Origin of the sequence: Metapseudomonas cellulosilytica (genome assembly GCF_049334135.1) — a bacterium.
Classification (GTDB): Bacteria; Pseudomonadota; Gammaproteobacteria; order Pseudomonadales; family Pseudomonadaceae; genus Metapseudomonas.
This window is the reverse complement of sequence record NZ_JBHZGN010000006.1, coordinates 227,407-242,890: the sequence shown is the minus strand read 5'-3', so window position 1 is coordinate 242,890 and position 15,484 is coordinate 227,407. Positions and strand designations below refer to the sequence as shown.

Sequence of the window (15,484 nt, the reverse complement as noted above, 5' to 3'; positions counted from 1 at the left end):
CCGGCGGTGGATCGATAGAGCGTGATTCACCCTACGCAAGAACAGCCCGGACACAATCCGGGACACACCGCAGGAGCGCAGAGATGCCCAGCTTCAACAAGATCCTCATCGCCAATCGTGGCGAAATCGCCTGCCGGGTCATGCGCACCGCCCAGGCCCTCGGCTACCGCACCGTCGCCGTCTACAGCGAGGCCGACACGCAAGCGCGTCACGTACAGTTGGCGGACGAAGCGGTGTGCATCGGCCCGGCGCCGGTGGGCCAGTCCTACCTTGGCATCGAGGCCATCATCGGCGCCGCACAACGGACTGGCGCCGACGCCATCCACCCTGGCTATGGCTTCCTTTCCGAGAATGCCGACTTCGCCCGGGCCTGCGATTCGGCCGGCATCAGCTTTATCGGCCCCACCGTCGAAGCCATCCACCTGATGGGCAGCAAGCGACTGTCCAAGCTGGCCATGCTGGAAGCCGGCGTACCCTGCATTCCCGGCTATGAAGGCGCCGAACAGGACGATGCCACCCTGGCCCGTGAAGCCACGCGCATCGGCTATCCGTTGATGATCAAGGCCAGCGCCGGCGGCGGCGGGCGTGGCATGCGCCTGGTGAAGAGCGCGGACGAACTGGCGGCGCAACTGCGCACCGCCCGCTCGGAAGCCCTGAACGCCTTCGGCAGTGCCGAACTGATCCTGGAAAAGGCTGTGCTGCGGCCACGCCATGTGGAGATCCAGGTGTTCGGCGACTGCCACGGCAATATCGTCTACCTGGGCGAACGCGATTGCTCGGTGCAACGCCGCCACCAGAAGGTCATCGAAGAGGCCCCCTGCCCCCTCATGACACCCGAGCTGCGCCAGGCCATGGGGGAGGCAGCGGTGAAGGTGGCACGCACGGTGAATTACATCGGCGCGGGTACAGTGGAGTTCCTGCTGGAGGCCAGCGGCGCCTTCTACTTCCTGGAAATGAACACCCGTCTGCAAGTGGAGCACCCGGTCACCGAGCTGATCACCGGCCAGGACCTGGTGGCCTGGCAGATTCGCGTCGCCGAGGGACGACCGCTACCGCTGAAGCAGGATGAAATCCGCCTCAGCGGCCACGCCATGGAAGTGCGTCTCTACGCCGAAGACCCCGCCGCCGGCTTCCTGCCCCAGACGGGCGAGGTGCTGCGCTGGGAAGCTTCCGAGTTGGAGGGCATCCGCATCGACCATGGCCTGGTGGAAGGCCAGGCGGTGACGCCCTTCTACGACCCCATGCTGGCCAAGGTCATCGCCTGGGGCGCGACCCGCGACGAGGCCCGACGCAAGCTGGCCCGTGCGGTGGAGGATTGCGTGCTGCTCGGGGTCAAGGGCAACCAGCGTTTCCTCGCCAACCTGCTCAGGCACCCGCAGTTCGCCGACGGGGAGGCCAATACCGCCTTCATCGCCGACAGTTTCGGTGCCGACCCGAGCCTGAGCCCGCAGCCGGCTTCGCCGGCCGAACTGGCGATCGCCGCCGCCCTGCTCTACCAGGCCTCGGCCACCACCAGCGCCCACCAGGGCGGCCTGGCCGGTTGGCGCAGCGCCGGCAACGCGCCCTGGCGCCTGGTACTGCGCCAGGGTGAGCAGAAGCAGGCGGTGGAGCTGGTGGTGCAGGACACCGGGCAGCAGCCGCGCCTGCTGGCCAGGGTGGGCGATGCGCAAATCGCCCTCCGCCTGCTGAGCGCCGATGGCCGCTGGGCCGTGGTGGAGCTGGACGGCATCCGCCGCCGCGTGGCCTACCATCAACGCGCCAGCCAGCTCTGGCTGTATGGCCGGAACGGCAACCTGGAACTGCAGGACGTCACCCACGCACCGGCAGACGGCCAGGGCGGCGCCGGCTCGGGCACGGTGAAGGCCCCCATGGACGGCGCCATCGTCGAGGTACTGGTGAGCGAAGGCGAACGGGTCGGCAAGGGCCAGCTGCTGGTGGTGCTGGAGGCCATGAAGATGGAACACCCGCTCAAGGCCGGGGTCGACGGCGTGATCCGCCGCGTCCAGGTCACCGCAGGCGACCAGGTGAAAAGCCGCCAGCTGCTGGTGGAGGTAGAAGAAACCTGACGCCCGCGCCGTTTCCTGTAGGGGCGAATTCATTCGCCAAGGGCCGCATCGCGGCCCCAATGAACAACAATATCCAGGAGGCACAGATGTCCCTATCCGGCAAAACCCTATTCATCACCGGCGCCAGCCGCGGCATCGGTCGCGAGATCGCCCTGCGCGCCGCAGCCGATGGCGCCAACCTCGTCATCGCCGCCAAGAGCGCCGAGCCCCATCCCAAGCTCCCCGGCACGATTTTCAGCGTGGCGGAAGAAGTCGAGGCCGCCGGCGGCAAGGCGCTGCCCCTGCAATTGGATGTGCGCGACGAAAATGCCGTGCGCGACGCCATGGCCAAGGCTGCCACCCACTTCGGCGGCATCGACGCCCTGGTCAACAACGCCGGCGCCATCAAGCTGGTGGGTGTCGAGCACCTGGAAGCCAAGCGCTTCGACCTGATGTACCAGATCAACACCCGCGCGGTGATGGTCTGCAGCCAGGCCGCCCTGCCCTACCTGAAGCAAAGCGCCGGCGGCCATATCCTCAACCTGTCGCCGCCGCTCAACCTGTCGCCCAAGTGGTTCGCCCAGCACGGCCCCTACACCGTGACCAAGTACGGCATGAGCATGCTCACCTTAGGCATGAGCGAGGAGTTCAAGCGCTACGGCATCAGCGTCAACTCCCTCTGGCCCAGGACCATGATCGCCACCGCCGCCATCGAGTTCGAGCTGGGCAGCCGCGACGCCTTCAAGCGCGCCCGCACCCCGGCCATCATGGCCGATGCCGCCTACGCCATCCTGTCGAGCGCAGGCCGCAGCATCACCGGCCGCCTGCTGATTGACGAGGACCTGCTGCGCGAACAGGGCCAGACCGAGTTCGAGCAGTACCGCTACGACCCCCAAGGTGGCTCGCTGGTGCAGGATCTGTTTCTCGATTGAGGCCCCCCCACGAGGGCGATGAGCCTGTAGGGGCGAATTCATTCGCCAAGCAGGACGAAGCCCTGCCCAACAACGGAATGGGGCTGCTGCGCAGCCCTTGGCGAATGAATTCGCCCCTACAAGAGATCTCACTGCCCCAGCCATTCGCCCATCTGCCCCCTCGCCTCCGCGCCAGGGTCATGGCGAAGGACAAATGCCCGTCCTAGAGTGATTTCGCCGCTCACAACAACGACAACACGCAAACCATGAGCCAAGCCGAACTGATCTCCCCGCTGCGCTTCATCACCCGCCTGCCGGGCAACCTGCCACGCCTGCCGCGCATGCTGCTGGGGCTCTACTACACCGGCATCCGCAACCGCGAGAAAAGGTTGTCCCTTGGCTGGGCCCTGGAACGGGCGGCGCGGCTGTACCCGCAGCGCCCTGCAGTCATAGACGAAGAACGCCGCCTCAGCTATGCCGAGTTCAACGCCTGGTGCAACCGCCTGGCCCACGCCCTGAAGGAGCAAGGGGTGGTCCACGGCTGCGTGGTGGCGGTCATGCTGGAAAATCGCATCGAAGTGCTGGCCGTGCTGGGGGCACTGGCCAAGCTGGGGGCGATCGCCGCACTGGTGAACACCACCCAGCGCGGCAAGGTGCTGAGCCACAGCCTCAACCTGGTGAAGGCGCGGCATTTCGTGGCGGGTGACGAGTTGCGCGGCGCCTTCGAAGAGGTTCGCCACGAGCTGGACGACGCACGCCGCTGCTACTGGGTGGCTGACGGCGACAGCCTGGGCGACCCCGGGGATGCCCCGCCCGGCTGGCTGAACCTGATGCGCCTGGCCCTGGGTCGCTCCAGCGGCAATCCGGTGGAAACCGGCGAGGTACGCCTCAAGGACCCCTGCTTCTACATCTACACCTCAGGCACCACCGGCCTGCCCAAGGCATCCATCCTCAGCCACGGCAAGTGGATCAAGGCCTACGGTGGCTTCGGCCACTCAGGGCTGGGCCTGACCGAGCGGGACGTCTTCTACCTGACCCTGCCCTGCTACCACAACAACGCGGTCACCGTGAGTTGGGCCTCGGTGCTGGCCGGAGGCGCCGCCATCGCCCTGCGCCGCAAGTTCTCCGCCAGCAACTTCTGGAAGGACGTGGCGCGCTACCAGGCCACCTGCTTCGGCTACATCGGCGAACTCTGCCGCTACCTGCTGAACCAGCCGCCCTGCGCCGAGGAGCGCGGCAACAGCCTCAGCGGCATGATCGGCAACGGCCTGCGCCCGGCCATCTGGGCCGAGTTCAAGGCGCGCTTCGGCATCGAACGCGTGATGGAGTTCTACGCCTCCAGCGAAGGCAATATCGGCTTCACCAATGTGTTCAATTTCGACAATACGGTGGGCTTCTCCCCGGCCACCTTCGCCATCGTTCGTTACGACCTGGAAAACGACCGCCCCCTGCGCGACCCGCGCGGGTTCCTGCAGGAAGTGGCCAAGGGCGAGTCGGGGCTGCTGATCAGCGAGATCAGCCCGAAATGGCCTTTCGACGGTTACACCGACCCGGCCAAGAGCGAAGCGGTGATCCTGCGCGATGTGTTCAGGCCGGGCGATGCCTGGTTCAATACCGGCGATCTGATGCGCGGCATCGGCTGCAAGCACGCGCAGTTCGTCGACCGGCTAGGCGACACCTTCCGCTGGAAGGGCGAGAACGTCTCCACCACCGAGGTGGAAAACACCCTGGGCGCCTTCCCCGGTGTGGAAGATGCGGTGGTCTACGGTGTGGAGATTCCCGGCACCAACGGCCGTTGCGGCATGGCCGCCCTGCGCCTGACCGCCGGCCAGCACCTGGATGGCCAGGCCCTGGCCGCGCACCTGGACCGCGAGCTGCCCGGCTATGCGTCGCCGCTGTTCCTGCGTCTGCTGGAGGAAGTGGAGACCACCGGCACCTTCAAGTACAAGAAAACCGAACTCAAGCAGCAGGCCTACGACCCGGAAGCGGTGGGCGCGCCCCTGTTCGCCCGCCTGCCCGGCGACGCGGGCTTCCGCCCCCTGGACGCCCAGCTGTATCAGGCGATCCAGCGTGGGGAGTTCCGCTTCTAAGCCTGGTGTCCTGAATCTGTAGGAGCGAATTCATTCGCGAATGAATTCGCTCCTACAACGCGCAAGGGTAGAGATCACTTCCGGGATTTCCACCATCGGTGTCCTGCAATGCCTCGCTGGTGGATAGAAAAGCGCTATCCACCCTACACGGCTGGTACCAGGGTCCACTCAGCGCTTGAACTCGAACTGCAGTTCGGCCCCTTCCACCGAATGCCAGGTGTCGTCTTCCCGTTCGTTGGTAATCAACTTGCCGTTGAGCTGGAAGGGACCCGCCGGAGCCGGCTTCTCCACGAACATCTGCGGCAGCACCGGCAGTTCAGCCGCGACTTCATCCGGCTGCAGCGTGTCGGCCAGTTCCGTGGGCAGGCTGAGGTCGAGTGCCTTGGCAGTGGCGGTCTGCACCGGCTCCTTGGGCGTGACCGGCACGGGCGGTGGTGACACCGGCCGCGGCGCGGGTGGAGGCGGCGGAACCGGCTTGGGTTCGGCTGCGGGTACCGGTTGCTCCGGTGCGGCCGGCGGTGGGGCCTCAGGCGGCGCAGCAGGTGCGGGCGCCGGGCTGGTGGAAATTGGCGGCGGCGCGGGCGGGGCCTTGGGCTTGGGCGGCGCTTCCTTGTCGCAGGCGGCGAGCAGGGTCAAGGCCAGGAAAGCGCATATCAGATGAATCGGGCGCATGGCTTCGCGGGGGTGGAGTCGGTAATGGCGTCATGCTCCACCTTCGCCAGCATGGAGGCAAGCCCGGCGCGACCACCTTCAGCGGTCACGCTCCAGCTCGCGCAGCTCGGCGGCCATATCCCGCTGCGGATAGCGCGATTGCAACTCGTCCAGCAACCTGTGCGCTTCCTCGCGCTTACCCGCCTGCCTGAGTTCCAGCACGCGGCGCAGACTGGCCTCCGGCTCGGGTGTGGACGCGGATTTGGCCAGCTCCTCCTTGGCTGCGGCCTCCTCCAGCCGCTGTGGTTCAGCCTGCCTCTGCTGCAGCTCGGCGCTGCTGTCGGCCATTGTCGACGCCTTCTTTTCGGCCTGGGCCGGAGGGCTGGCAAGGGTTGCCGGTGCGGCCCGGTTCATGGGCGCGGCTGCCGGCGCTGGCGCGGAATACGGCGCGACGCTGGCCGGCGGCGCATCAAAGCGTTGCCGAGCTTGCTCCTGGGTACGCAGGGTCAGGCTCAGGCCAATGCCCAGGGTGGCGAAGCCCGCCACGGCGACTGCCCAACGCTGCCGGCCGCCAGGGCCGAACAGCCAGGCCTGTAAGCGCGAACCGAAGGATGGGCGGGATGCCGCCCGGTTCTGTGCCGCCTGGGCGGCCGCCGCGGCGAGGATGCGCTGGTCCAAAGCCGCCGACGGCTCGTCGTGGCTGTGGCGGCGGTAGTGTTCGAGCAGTTCCCGTTCCATATCGTCCGGCTTGTGCGGGTCTCGGTTCATGCGGATACCTCCTCGGCCGCGGCCGGGTCGGCCAGCAGCCGACGCAACTTCTGCAACGCATAACGCAGGCGGCTTTTCACCGTTTCGGCGGGCGTGCGGGTGAGTTCGGCGATCTCGGTCAGTTCCAGGTCGCCGTGGGCGCGCAGCAGGAATACTTCACGCTGCTCGCCTGGCAGTTCGTCCAGGGCCGCGCGCAGGCGCTGCTGGTCCTGGCTGAGGGAAAGTTCGCGCTCCGGGTCGGGGCTGCTGCCTGGCAAGGCATCGCCATGCAGCGCCTCGTCGAACGCCTCCTCACGGCCGTACTGGCGGCCGTGCTTGCGCCAGTGGTCGATCAGGCGGTTGCGGGCGATCTGGTAGAGCCAGGTCTTGAAGCTGGCCTGCCCCAGCGGCTCGGACTCGCTGCGAATCAGGTTCAGCCAGGTTTCCTGGAAGATCTCCTCGGCCAGGGCGCCATCACCACAAAGCCCGCAGAGGAAACGATAGAGGCCGAGGCGATGGCGCGCATAGAGCACGCCAAACGCCTCGGCATCGCCGTTGCGGTAACGCCGCAGCAAGGCGGCGTCATCATCCGTGAGGGTCGCGTTCACATCATTCCTTCCGCGCTTGGGATGGAACGGGAGTTTGCAGGCTCTGTGCCAGTTCCACCAGTTGCACGAACTCGCCGCGCAGCCCGAAGCGATCATCGCCTCGGGCGGCGCGGGCCAGCGTGGCGCTGTCCGCCAGGCCGAACGCGCCGGTGTACTGGCCGCCCTTGAGCTGCTGGGCGAAGGCCGCCACCGCCGCGGCGAAGCGCAGGTCCTCGCTGGCCTCGTCCAGGTTGGGCACCTTGCCGGCGGCGATGGGACGTTCCAGCAGGCGGCTCTGCTCCGAGCCCGGCGCCTTGTAGCGCACCCGCAGCCAGGCCAGTTCTCCCGCCTTGCCCTCGGCCCTGGCGGCCGGCTGGTAGCGCAGTGGCTCGAGCCAGCCCTTGGCACCGGCGGGAACGATCTCGTAAAGCGCGGTGATGGTATGTCCCGCGCCGATCTCGCCAGCGTCCACCTTGTCATTGCTGAAGTCCTCACGCTTGAGGGCGCGATTCTCGTAACCCAGCAGACGGTACTCGCTGACCTCGGCCGGATTGAATTCCAGCTGCAACTTCACGTCCCGCGCCACCACCGAGAGCGTGGAGCCGAGCTGGTCCACCAGCACCTTGCGTGCCTCTCGCAGGTTGTCGATGTAGGCGTAGTTGCCGTCACCGGCGTCCGCCAGTTGCTCCATCAGGCGCTCGTTGTAGTTGTCCACGCCAAAGCCCAGGGTGGTCAGGGACACGCCGCCCTTGCGCTTCTGCGCGGCCAGTTGCTTGAGGCTGTCGAAGTCGCTGATGCCGACGTTGAAGTCACCGTCGGTGGCCAGCAGGATGCGGTTGATGCCGCCCTGGATCAGCCCCTTCTGTGCTTCGGCATAGGCCAGTTGAATCCCGGACTCGCCGGCCGTGGAGCCGCCCGCGCTGAGCTGCTCGATGGCGGCGCGGATCTTCGCCTTCTCGCTGCCGGGTGTGGAGCCCAGGACCACCCTCGCCTCCCCGGCGTAGGTGACCAGGGATACGCGGTCCTGCGGGCGCAACTGGTCCACCAGCAGCTTGAGGGTGCCCTGCACCATGGGCAGGCCCTCGCGCCGGTCCATGGACCCGGAGACGTCCACCAGGAACACCAGGTTGGCCGGTGGCAGTTGTTCGACGCTGCTGTCGGAGGCCTTGATCGCCACCCGCAGCAGACGGGTTTGCGGATTCCACGGCGTCTGCGCCACCTCGGTGCCGATACCGAAGGGCACATCGCCTTCCGGCTGCGGATAGCGGTAGGGGAAGTAATTGACCATCTCCTCCAGCCGCACCGCATCGGCCGGCGGCAGCTGGCCGCTGTTGAGGAAGCGCCGCACGTTGGCGTAGCTGCCGGTGTCGACGTCGATGCTGAAGGTGGAGACCGGTTCGCTGGCCACGGCATGCACCGGGTTGTCGGCGAGATGCTGGTACTGCTCGCGCGGCACATCGCGGTAGCCCGGCTGGAAAACGTCCGCCACGGGCGCGGGCACGCTCATGGGCAGCTGCCGGACCTCGGCGGCGTAATCGGCGCGCTTGGCCAGGGGCGCCGGAGCACTGGCCTTGGCCTCTTCGCGCAACGCCGGTTCGGTCTGGCTCGGCACGGGCGACGACGCCTCGACCTTGCCGGTGGTCGGTGCGGAAGCATCCTGGGCACTGCAGGCCGCCAAGGCCAGCAGCAGGCCGGTGGTGAATCCGGCGGCCAGGGGTTGGTGCTGAAGGAAGTTATGGCTGGACATGGACGCCTCCTGGGTACGAATGAGCCATTCGCACCAGTAGACGGAGGCGCTGCGCCGAACGGGTTAAGGTTGCGTAGATTCCTGAAGGGGGCCGCTTCGCAGCCCTTGGCGAATGAATTCGCCCCTACAGGCCGGCCTCCTGGCAGAGCTGCTTGGCCAGCATGCCGAGGGTCATGATGGCGCGCTCGGCCTCGCGGTTCCATGGGATGCCGCAGTTCAGCCGCACGCAGTGGTTGAACTGCTCGGTGTTACTGAAGATCAGCCCCGGGGCGATGCTGATGCCCTGCTGCAGGGCGCGCACGTGCAGGTCCTTGGTGTTGACCTTGGCCGGCAGGCTGATCCAGAGGATGAAGCCGCCGTTGGGGCGGGTCATCTGGGTGCCTTCGGGGAAATACTGCTGCACACCCAGCTGGAAGGCCGTGAGGTTCTTCCGGTACTCCTGGCGGATGTAGCGCAGATGCCGGTCATAGCCGCCGTTCTCCAGGTAGGCGGCCACGCCCATCTGGGTGACGCTGCACGCCGAGTGAGTACTGAAGGTCTGCAGGCGCTGGATCTCCGCCTGATACTTGCCGGCGACCATCCAGCCGATGCGCACGCCGGGCGACAGGGTCTTGGAGAAGCTGGAGCAGTAGATCACCCGGTCGTCCAGGTCGTAGGCCTTGATGGCCTTGGACGGGCCCTGGTCGAACATCAGCTCGCCGTAGATATCGTCCTCGACAATCTGGATGTCGAAATCCGAGGCCAGGCGCAGCAACTGCTTCTGGCGCTCCTCGGGGATGGTGCCGCCCAGCGGATTGCTCAGCCGCGCGGTCAGCACCAGGGCCTTGATCGGCCATTGGTTGGCGGCCAGCTGCAAGGCTTCCAGGCTGATGCCCGTGGTCGGGTCGCTGGGGATCTCGATCACTTTCAGGCCCAGCAGGTCGGCCAGTTGCAGCAGGCCGTAGTAGGTCGGCGACTCGGTGGCGATCAGGTCGCCCGGCCGGGTCAGCACCCGCAGGCTCATCTGCAGGGCGTCCACGCAGCCATGGGTGATCACCACTTCGCTCGGGTCCACCACCACGCCGGCATCGCGCATGCGGATCGCCACCTGGCGCCGCAGCGGCTCGAAGCCCGGGCTGAACATGTAGCTGAAGGCGCGCGGACTGTGGAAGCGGGTGACCTTGGCCAATTGCTGGTGCAGGGTACGCACCGGCAGGTAGTCCACATGGGGCACCGCCGCGCCCAGCGGGAACACGCCTTCGCGGCGGGACTCAGCCAGTACCTGCTGGATGATGCTGGCTCGGGTGACCAGGCCGGGACGCTCGACGCGGGCGATATCCGGCGTGGGGGCGGTCAGGGCCGGAGTCTGGTGCACATAGAAGCCGGATTGCGGACGGGCGCGGATCAGTCCCTGGTCTTCGAGGCTGGCATAGGCCTGCAGGACAGTGGCATGGCTGACACTGAGCTGGGAACTGAGCTTGCGCACCGAAGGCACGCGCTCGCCGGGCTGATAGACGCCACGGCGGATATCATCGGCCAGTTGCTGGGCGATGCGTTGGTAGAGCAACAGATTGGTCATGACGGCGGCACCTGGATCACTGGACCGAAACACTATCCGAATACCCTGCAACTGCACCGGTACAGATCGAAAGAGTGTGGGCGATACAGTGAAATTGTCCAGGCAAGAAAAAGCCCCGGCGCCCAATGGTAGCCGGGGCCTCTGCGTCGCGGCTCAGCGCGCCGGGCCGAGTTCGCCCTTCTCGTTGGAGAAGACGATCTCCACCCGGCGGTTCTGCGCCCTGCCCCGATTGGAAGCGTTCTCCGCCACCGGGAAAGCTTCGCCATAGCCCTGGACCTGGATGCGCTTGGCATCGATCCCGAGATCGATCATGGCATCGGCCACCGCCTGGGCACGGTCGGTGGAAAGCCGGAGGTTGTCCTGCTTGTTTCCGCTGCTGTCGGTGTAGCCCTCGACGCGCACGACGCGTTTCGGATTGAGCTGGAGGAACTGCACCAGTTTGAGCACAGTCCGGTTGGCCGAAGCCCTGAGTTCGGAGTGACCGGTGTCGAACAGCACATCGCCGAGGGTCATCACCAGGCCTCGGTCGGTTTCGGTAGCGGCCAGGGCGATCATCTGTTCTTCCAGCCACTTGCCCTGCTGCTGCACGCTGAGCAGCTTGGCTTCGCGCAAAGCCAGTTGCAGGCGCTCGCGCTCCAGCTGCAGCTTGGCGGCACGGGCCTGGTTCTGGTTCTGCTCGCTGTGCTGGCTGGCGATCTCGCTGTAGCGCTGGCTGAGGTAGGCATAGTGAACGACGTCGGCGTCGTTGCCCCAGTAGCTGGACAGGCGTTCGGCGCGGGCCAGGGATTCGCCCGCGCGAATCACGTCCTTGGGTGCGGCGCTGAGGACGTTCTGGTCCTCCTTGACCTTCTGGAACATCTGCCGGGCCTGTTCCAGGTTCTGTTCGGTCTCCTGCTGGCTGGCGCAACCGCCGAGCACGCCGAGGGTCAGCAGCAGGCCGAGACTCAATGCATGGTTACGCATCACTGGACATCCCCCAACTGCTTGCGCAGGCGATTGATGCGCGCGGTCAGTTCGGCCAGTTGGCCTTGGCTCTTGGTGGTCAGCACCTTGGCTTCCGCCAGGCGCGCATCCAGCTCGGCTTCTTCGGCCAGGACGCGGGCGCGCTTGTAGTCCTGCTCGCCCATGTTCTTCTCGGCCAGCGCGAGCTTGTCCTGCGCCAGCTTCATTTCCTCGATCTCTTCGGTGGCGCCAACGGCCTTGGCCTGCTCCACCGCCTTCTGGGTCAGGCGCATCTGCTCCATGGGCACCGGATCGTTGGCGCAGCCGGCCAGGGCCAATGCCGCCAGGCCGGCAGCAAACAGGGATGTCTTGCTCACGAGAGTTTTCCTAATCGTTCGGGGGGGTGGCGGCAGGTTGCATCTGCAGCGCCTTCCAACGTTCCAGGTTGCGCTGCAGCAGGGTTTCCGGGACCCCGGCGGCGACCAATTCTGTCATCTTTTTCGCCAGCTGTCCGCGCAGCCACGGGTCGTTGCAGGCCGAGTTGTGGGAAAGCGTCAGGTACAGACCTTCACTGGAGATGGGCGGTTCCAGGGCGACCAGATCATCCGCCATCCCGAGGGTGTCCGCCATCACCAGGCCGGGGTAGCGTTCGTAAAGCACATAGTCGGTACGTTCGAGCAGGAGCTTCTGGTAGGCCTGGGTCAGGCTGGGAACCTCCTCCAGCTTGAGGTTTTCCTTGGCGAAGCGGTCGAAGGCCTCGCCGAAGCTGTTCTGTACCAGGGTTCCGCCCGTGTGGTTGCGCAGGTCATCCCACCCACTGTAGGGGAAGGCCTTGTCGCGCTTGACCCAGACCACGCTCTGAGTCTCGAGGAAAGCCGGGTGGACGTAGTCCATGGTTTCGAGGCGCGGCAAGGTGAGGTAGGCACCGGCGATCAGGTCGACCCGGCCGGTACGGACTTCGTCCTGGGCACGGGACCATGGGCCGGTGTAGAGGATCTCCACCTTCAGGCCAAGCTCCTTGGCGATCTGCTTGAGCAGGTCGGCGTTGGCGCCTATGAGCTGCTTGGGGTTCTCCGGATCGCGCCAGAGGAATGGGGGATACTCGGGATTGCCGGTGGCCACCAGGCGCTCGCACTTCCCGGCAGCGTGCCCGAGCCCGGGCAGCAGGCAGAGCGCGAGTAGCAGGGAGGAAAGACGTAGTCGACTTGGCATCTGGAGTTTCCCGAACTGGACATTCGATTGGCCACGCATGCGCGGCATCGCCTGGCGCGAGCTTCATGCTAGCGTACGGGCGGCGTAAAGAACTATTCGTGATAAGGATGGATCATGAAGAAACTACTCATCGCAGCCTTCGTCATCCTGGCGGCTGCGACGGCAACCCTCTATTTCTCCCCCGCCGCGCTGACTGCGAGCGTGCGCCTGGTCGAGCGCCAGCTCGCCGGTCTGTCGGAGCGCCAGATCGCGCTGGGCGATCTTAGCATCCATTACTACGAAGGCGGCCCGACCAAGGGAGAAACCATCCTGATGGTCCATGGATTTGGCGCCAGCAAGGACAACTGGCTGCGCTTCGCCCGCCACTTCACCCAGCGCTACCACGTGATTGCCCTGGACCTGCCCGGCTTCGGCGACAGCGACCGCCCCGCCGGCAGCTACGACGTCGGCACCCAGGCCGAACGCCTGGAGTCCTTCGTCAAGACCCTGGAGCTGGGCAAGGTACACCTGGTGGGCAACTCCATGGGCGGACATATTGCCGCGCTCTTCGCCGCCCGCCACCCCCAGCAAGTACGCAGCCTGGCACTGTTCGACAACGGCGGTATCAAGGCGCCGAAGCAGAGCGAGTTGTTCCGCCTGATCGAAAGCGGCCAGCCCAACCCGCTGGTGGTAAGGAGCGCGGACGACTTCGAGCGCATGCTGGCCTTCGTCTTCGTCGAACCACCGCGACTGCCCGATTCGGTGAAGGCTTACCTCGCCGCGCAGTCCATGGCCAACGAGGCGCATTACGACGAAGTGTTCCGCCAGCTTCGCGAACGCTATATCCCGCTTGAACCGGAGCTGCCGCGTATCGAGTCCCCTACCCTGCTGCTATGGGGCGACCACGATCGGGTACTGGACGTCTCCAGTATCGAGGTGATGAAACCGCTGCTGAAAAAGCCCAGCGTGGTGATCATGCAGAACTGTGGCCACGCGCCCATGATCGAGCGCCCGGAAGAAACCGCTCGGCACTACCAGGCCTTCCTCGACACCAGCGGTAATTGAGGGGCAATAAAAAACCCGCTCCTCAGGAGCGGGTTTTCTGTACGGCAGGCTGGGAAAGCGCTGTTACAGCAGCTTTTCCAGTTCCGGTACGGCTTCGAACAGGTCAGCCACCAGGCCGTAATCCGCCACCTGGAAGATCGGGGCTTCTTCGTCCTTGTTGATCGCGACGATGACCTTGGAGTCCTTCATGCCGGCCAGGTGCTGGATGGCGCCGGAGATGCCCACGGCGATGTACAGCTGCGGGGCGACGATCTTGCCGGTCTGGCCGACCTGCATGTCGTTCGGCACGAAGCCGGCGTCGACCGCGGCACGGGACGCGCCGACGGCGGCGCCCAGCTTGTCGGCCAGGGCGTACAGGTGCTTGAAGTTTTCGCCGTTCTGCATGCCACGACCGCCGGAGATGACGATCTTGGCCGCGGTCAGTTCCGGACGGTCGGACTTGGCCAACTCTTCGCCGACGAACGCGGACTTGCCGGCGTCGGACACGGTGGCCACGGCTTCAACGGCAGCGGCACCGCCTTCGGCGGCAGCGGCGTCGAAACCGGTGGTACGCACGGTGATCACCTTCACGGCAGCGGAAGACTGCACGGTGGCGATGGCGTTGCCGGCGTAGATCGGCCGCTTGAAGGTGTCGGCGCTTTCAACGGCGATGATCTCGGAGATCTGGTCGACGTCCAGCAGAGCCGCTACGCGCGGCAGGTAGTTCTTGCCGTTGGTGGTAGCGGGGGCCAGAACGTGGCTGTAGCCCTTGCCTAGCTCGGCGATCAGCGGAGCGACGTTTTCCGGCAGTTGATGGGCGTAGGCGGCATTGTCGGCTACCAGCACCTTGGCCACGCCGGCGACCTTGGCAGCGGCTTCGGCGGCAGCGCCGACGCCCTGGCCTGCGACCAGCACGTGAATGTCACCACCGATCTTCTGGGCGGCGGTCACGGTGTTGAGGGTGGCGGCTGCCAGGGCGGCGTTAGTGTGTTCAGCAACAACCAGGATAGCCATCAGATTACCTTCGCCTCGTTCTTCAGTTTGTCGACCAGTTCAGCCACCGACTTGACCTTGATACCAGCCTGGCGGGCGGCCGGTGCTTCAACTTTCAGGGTCTTCACGGTGGAAGCTGTGGAAACGCCCAGGGCGTCCGGGGTCACCACGTCCAGCGGCTTCTTCTTGGCTTTCATGATGTTCGGCAGCGACGCGTAGCGCGGCTCGTTCAGACGCAGGTCGGTGGTGACGATCGCCGGCAGGTTCAGTGCAACGGTCTGCAGGCCACCATCGATCTCACGGGTGACGTTGGCCTTGTCACCAGCGACTTCGACCTTGGAGGCGAAGGTGCCCTGGGCGTAGCCAGTGAGGGCGCCCAGCATCTGGCCGGTCTGGTTGTTGTCGCTGTCGATGGCTTGTTTGCCGAGGATCACCAGCTGCGGCTGTTCCTTGTCGACAACGGCCTTGAGCAGCTTGGCCACGGCCAGGGAATTCAGTTCGTCGTTGGATTCGACCAGGATCGCGCGGTCGGCGCCCAGGGCCAGGGCAGTACGCAGCTGCTCTTGAGCGGTGTTCGGGCCGATGGTGACGACGACGATTTCACTCGCTACGCCTTTCTCTTTCAGACGGACGGCTTCTTCCACGGCGATTTCGCAGAAGGGGTTCATCGACATCTTCACGTTGGCAAGGTCGACGCCGGAGTTGTCCGCCTTGACGCGGACCTTGACGTTGTAGTCGACCACTCGTTTGACAGCTACAAGAACCTTCATGGATTCCTCGTTACTCTCCGGTTAATAAGAATGTCGCCAAGACGAGCCTGGCCAGTGATGCAGGTCGGCCGGAACCGACACGGAGCCCAGACAGCGAGCGCAAAACCGCCCGTATCTTGACCGTATCGCCTATTCTGGTCAATACAGCAAAATACCCCGCCATAAGCCGCAGAGCCTTATCCTATCAGGGTTTCACAAAATTCAAACA

Annotated in this window: 14 protein-coding genes; 4 read left to right on the top strand and 10 right to left on the bottom strand. The window is 65.6% G+C overall.

Annotated features, from left to right (window positions below):
- Nucleotides 1-83: 83 nt before the first annotated feature.
- The 3 genes from atuF to ACFW0H_RS10300 all read left to right on the top strand — a co-directional run bounded on the left by atuF (nt 84) and on the right by ACFW0H_RS10300 (nt 5,046).
- Complete coding sequence (atuF, locus tag ACFW0H_RS10310; RefSeq protein ID WP_422913802.1) at nt 84-2,066, top strand: geranyl-CoA carboxylase subunit apha; 1,983 nt, start codon at nt 84-86, stop codon at nt 2,064-2,066.
- 86 nt (nt 2,067-2,152) lie between these two features.
- Nucleotides 2,153-2,977, top strand: a complete 825-nt coding sequence (locus ACFW0H_RS10305; protein WP_422913801.1) for an SDR family oxidoreductase — start codon at nt 2,153-2,155, stop codon at nt 2,975-2,977.
- 245 nt (nt 2,978-3,222) lie between these two features.
- Entirely contained in the window at nt 3,223-5,046 is a 1,824-nt protein-coding gene (locus ACFW0H_RS10300) for a long-chain-acyl-CoA synthetase (RefSeq protein WP_422913800.1), read from the top strand.
- A gap of 168 nt (nt 5,047-5,214) precedes the next feature.
- Here the strand turns inward: ACFW0H_RS10300 and ACFW0H_RS10295 are convergent, their stop codons facing one another.
- From ACFW0H_RS10295 to ACFW0H_RS10260, 8 genes are all read right to left on the bottom strand, one after another.
- Entirely contained in the window at nt 5,215-5,718 is a 504-nt protein-coding gene (locus ACFW0H_RS10295; protein ID WP_422913799.1) for a hypothetical protein, read from the bottom strand.
- Between the two features lie 78 nt (nt 5,719-5,796).
- Complete coding sequence (locus tag ACFW0H_RS10290) at nt 5,797-6,465, bottom strand: hypothetical protein (protein WP_422913798.1); 669 nt, start codon at nt 6,463-6,465, stop codon at nt 5,797-5,799.
- Nucleotides 6,462-7,052 carry an RNA polymerase sigma factor gene (locus ACFW0H_RS10285; RefSeq protein ID WP_422913797.1) on the bottom strand — a complete coding sequence of 197 codons (591 nt, stop codon included), beginning with the start codon at nt 7,050-7,052 and terminating at the stop codon, nt 6,462-6,464. The genes ACFW0H_RS10290 and ACFW0H_RS10285 overlap by 4 nt, the downstream gene beginning before the upstream one ends.
- 1 nt (nt 7,053) lies before the next feature.
- Nucleotides 7,054-8,778, bottom strand: a complete 1,725-nt coding sequence (locus tag ACFW0H_RS10280; RefSeq protein WP_422913796.1) for a vWA domain-containing protein — start codon at nt 8,776-8,778, stop codon at nt 7,054-7,056.
- Between the two features lie 124 nt (nt 8,779-8,902).
- On the bottom strand, nt 8,903-10,336 hold the full coding sequence (locus ACFW0H_RS10275) for an aminotransferase-like domain-containing protein (RefSeq protein ID WP_422913795.1): 1,434 nt from the start codon (nt 10,334-10,336) through the stop codon (nt 8,903-8,905).
- 153 nt (nt 10,337-10,489) lie between these two features.
- Nucleotides 10,490-11,299 (bottom strand): OmpA family protein, encoded by an 810-nt coding sequence (locus ACFW0H_RS10270; protein ID WP_422913794.1) that lies wholly within the window; start codon nt 11,297-11,299, stop codon nt 10,490-10,492.
- Nucleotides 11,299-11,655 (bottom strand): DUF4398 domain-containing protein, encoded by a 357-nt coding sequence (locus ACFW0H_RS10265; RefSeq protein WP_422913793.1) that lies wholly within the window; start codon nt 11,653-11,655, stop codon nt 11,299-11,301. The genes ACFW0H_RS10270 and ACFW0H_RS10265 overlap by 1 nt, the downstream gene beginning before the upstream one ends.
- Nucleotides 11,656-11,665: 10 nt before the next feature.
- Nucleotides 11,666-12,490: a substrate-binding periplasmic protein gene (locus ACFW0H_RS10260; RefSeq protein WP_422913792.1), complete on the bottom strand. Its 825-nt coding sequence runs from the start codon at nt 12,488-12,490 to the stop codon at nt 11,666-11,668.
- Nucleotides 12,491-12,604: 114 nt separating this feature from the next.
- On the opposite strand from ACFW0H_RS10260, the gene ACFW0H_RS10255 reads away from it, so the two are divergent.
- The gene (locus ACFW0H_RS10255; RefSeq protein WP_422913791.1) at nt 12,605-13,534 is read left to right on the top strand and encodes an alpha/beta fold hydrolase; all 930 of its coding nucleotides are present in this window, start codon (nt 12,605-12,607) and stop codon (nt 13,532-13,534) included.
- Nucleotides 13,535-13,597: 63 nt separating this feature from the next.
- Here the strand turns inward: ACFW0H_RS10255 and ACFW0H_RS10250 are convergent, their stop codons facing one another.
- Together ACFW0H_RS10250 and ACFW0H_RS10245 are read right to left on the bottom strand one after the other, a co-directional pair.
- The gene (locus ACFW0H_RS10250) at nt 13,598-14,527 is read right to left on the bottom strand and encodes an electron transfer flavoprotein subunit alpha/FixB family protein (RefSeq protein ID WP_422913790.1); all 930 of its coding nucleotides are present in this window, start codon (nt 14,525-14,527) and stop codon (nt 13,598-13,600) included.
- Nucleotides 14,527-15,276 carry an electron transfer flavoprotein subunit beta/FixA family protein gene (locus tag ACFW0H_RS10245; protein ID WP_422913789.1) on the bottom strand — a complete coding sequence of 250 codons (750 nt, stop codon included), beginning with the start codon at nt 15,274-15,276 and terminating at the stop codon, nt 14,527-14,529. Before ACFW0H_RS10245 ends, ACFW0H_RS10250 begins: the two co-directional genes overlap by 1 nt.
- Nucleotides 15,277-15,484 lie beyond the last annotated feature (208 nt).

Coding starts and splice junctions, on each gene's coding strand:
- ACFW0H_RS10260 (WP_422913792.1), bottom strand. CDS start 12,490: ATGCCAAGTCGACTACGTCTTTCCTCCCTGCTACTCGCGCTCTGCCTG.
- ACFW0H_RS10275 (WP_422913795.1), bottom strand. CDS start 10,336: ATGACCAATCTGTTGCTCTACCAACGCATCGCCCAGCAACTGGCCGAT.
- ACFW0H_RS10300 (WP_422913800.1), top strand. CDS start 3,223: ATGAGCCAAGCCGAACTGATCTCCCCGCTGCGCTTCATCACCCGCCTG.
- ACFW0H_RS10255 (WP_422913791.1), top strand. CDS start 12,605: ATGAAGAAACTACTCATCGCAGCCTTCGTCATCCTGGCGGCTGCGACG.
- ACFW0H_RS10270 (WP_422913794.1), bottom strand. CDS start 11,299: ATGCGTAACCATGCATTGAGTCTCGGCCTGCTGCTGACCCTCGGCGTG.
- ACFW0H_RS10245 (WP_422913789.1), bottom strand. CDS start 15,276: ATGAAGGTTCTTGTAGCTGTCAAACGAGTGGTCGACTACAACGTCAAG.
- ACFW0H_RS10250 (WP_422913790.1), bottom strand. CDS start 14,527: ATGGCTATCCTGGTTGTTGCTGAACACACTAACGCCGCCCTGGCAGCC.
- ACFW0H_RS10305 (WP_422913801.1), top strand. CDS start 2,153: ATGTCCCTATCCGGCAAAACCCTATTCATCACCGGCGCCAGCCGCGGC.
- ACFW0H_RS10295 (WP_422913799.1), bottom strand. CDS start 5,718: ATGCGCCCGATTCATCTGATATGCGCTTTCCTGGCCTTGACCCTGCTC.
- ACFW0H_RS10290 (WP_422913798.1), bottom strand. CDS start 6,465: ATGAACCGAGACCCGCACAAGCCGGACGATATGGAACGGGAACTGCTC.
- ACFW0H_RS10280 (WP_422913796.1), bottom strand. CDS start 8,778: ATGTCCAGCCATAACTTCCTTCAGCACCAACCCCTGGCCGCCGGATTC.
- atuF (WP_422913802.1), top strand. CDS start 84: ATGCCCAGCTTCAACAAGATCCTCATCGCCAATCGTGGCGAAATCGCC.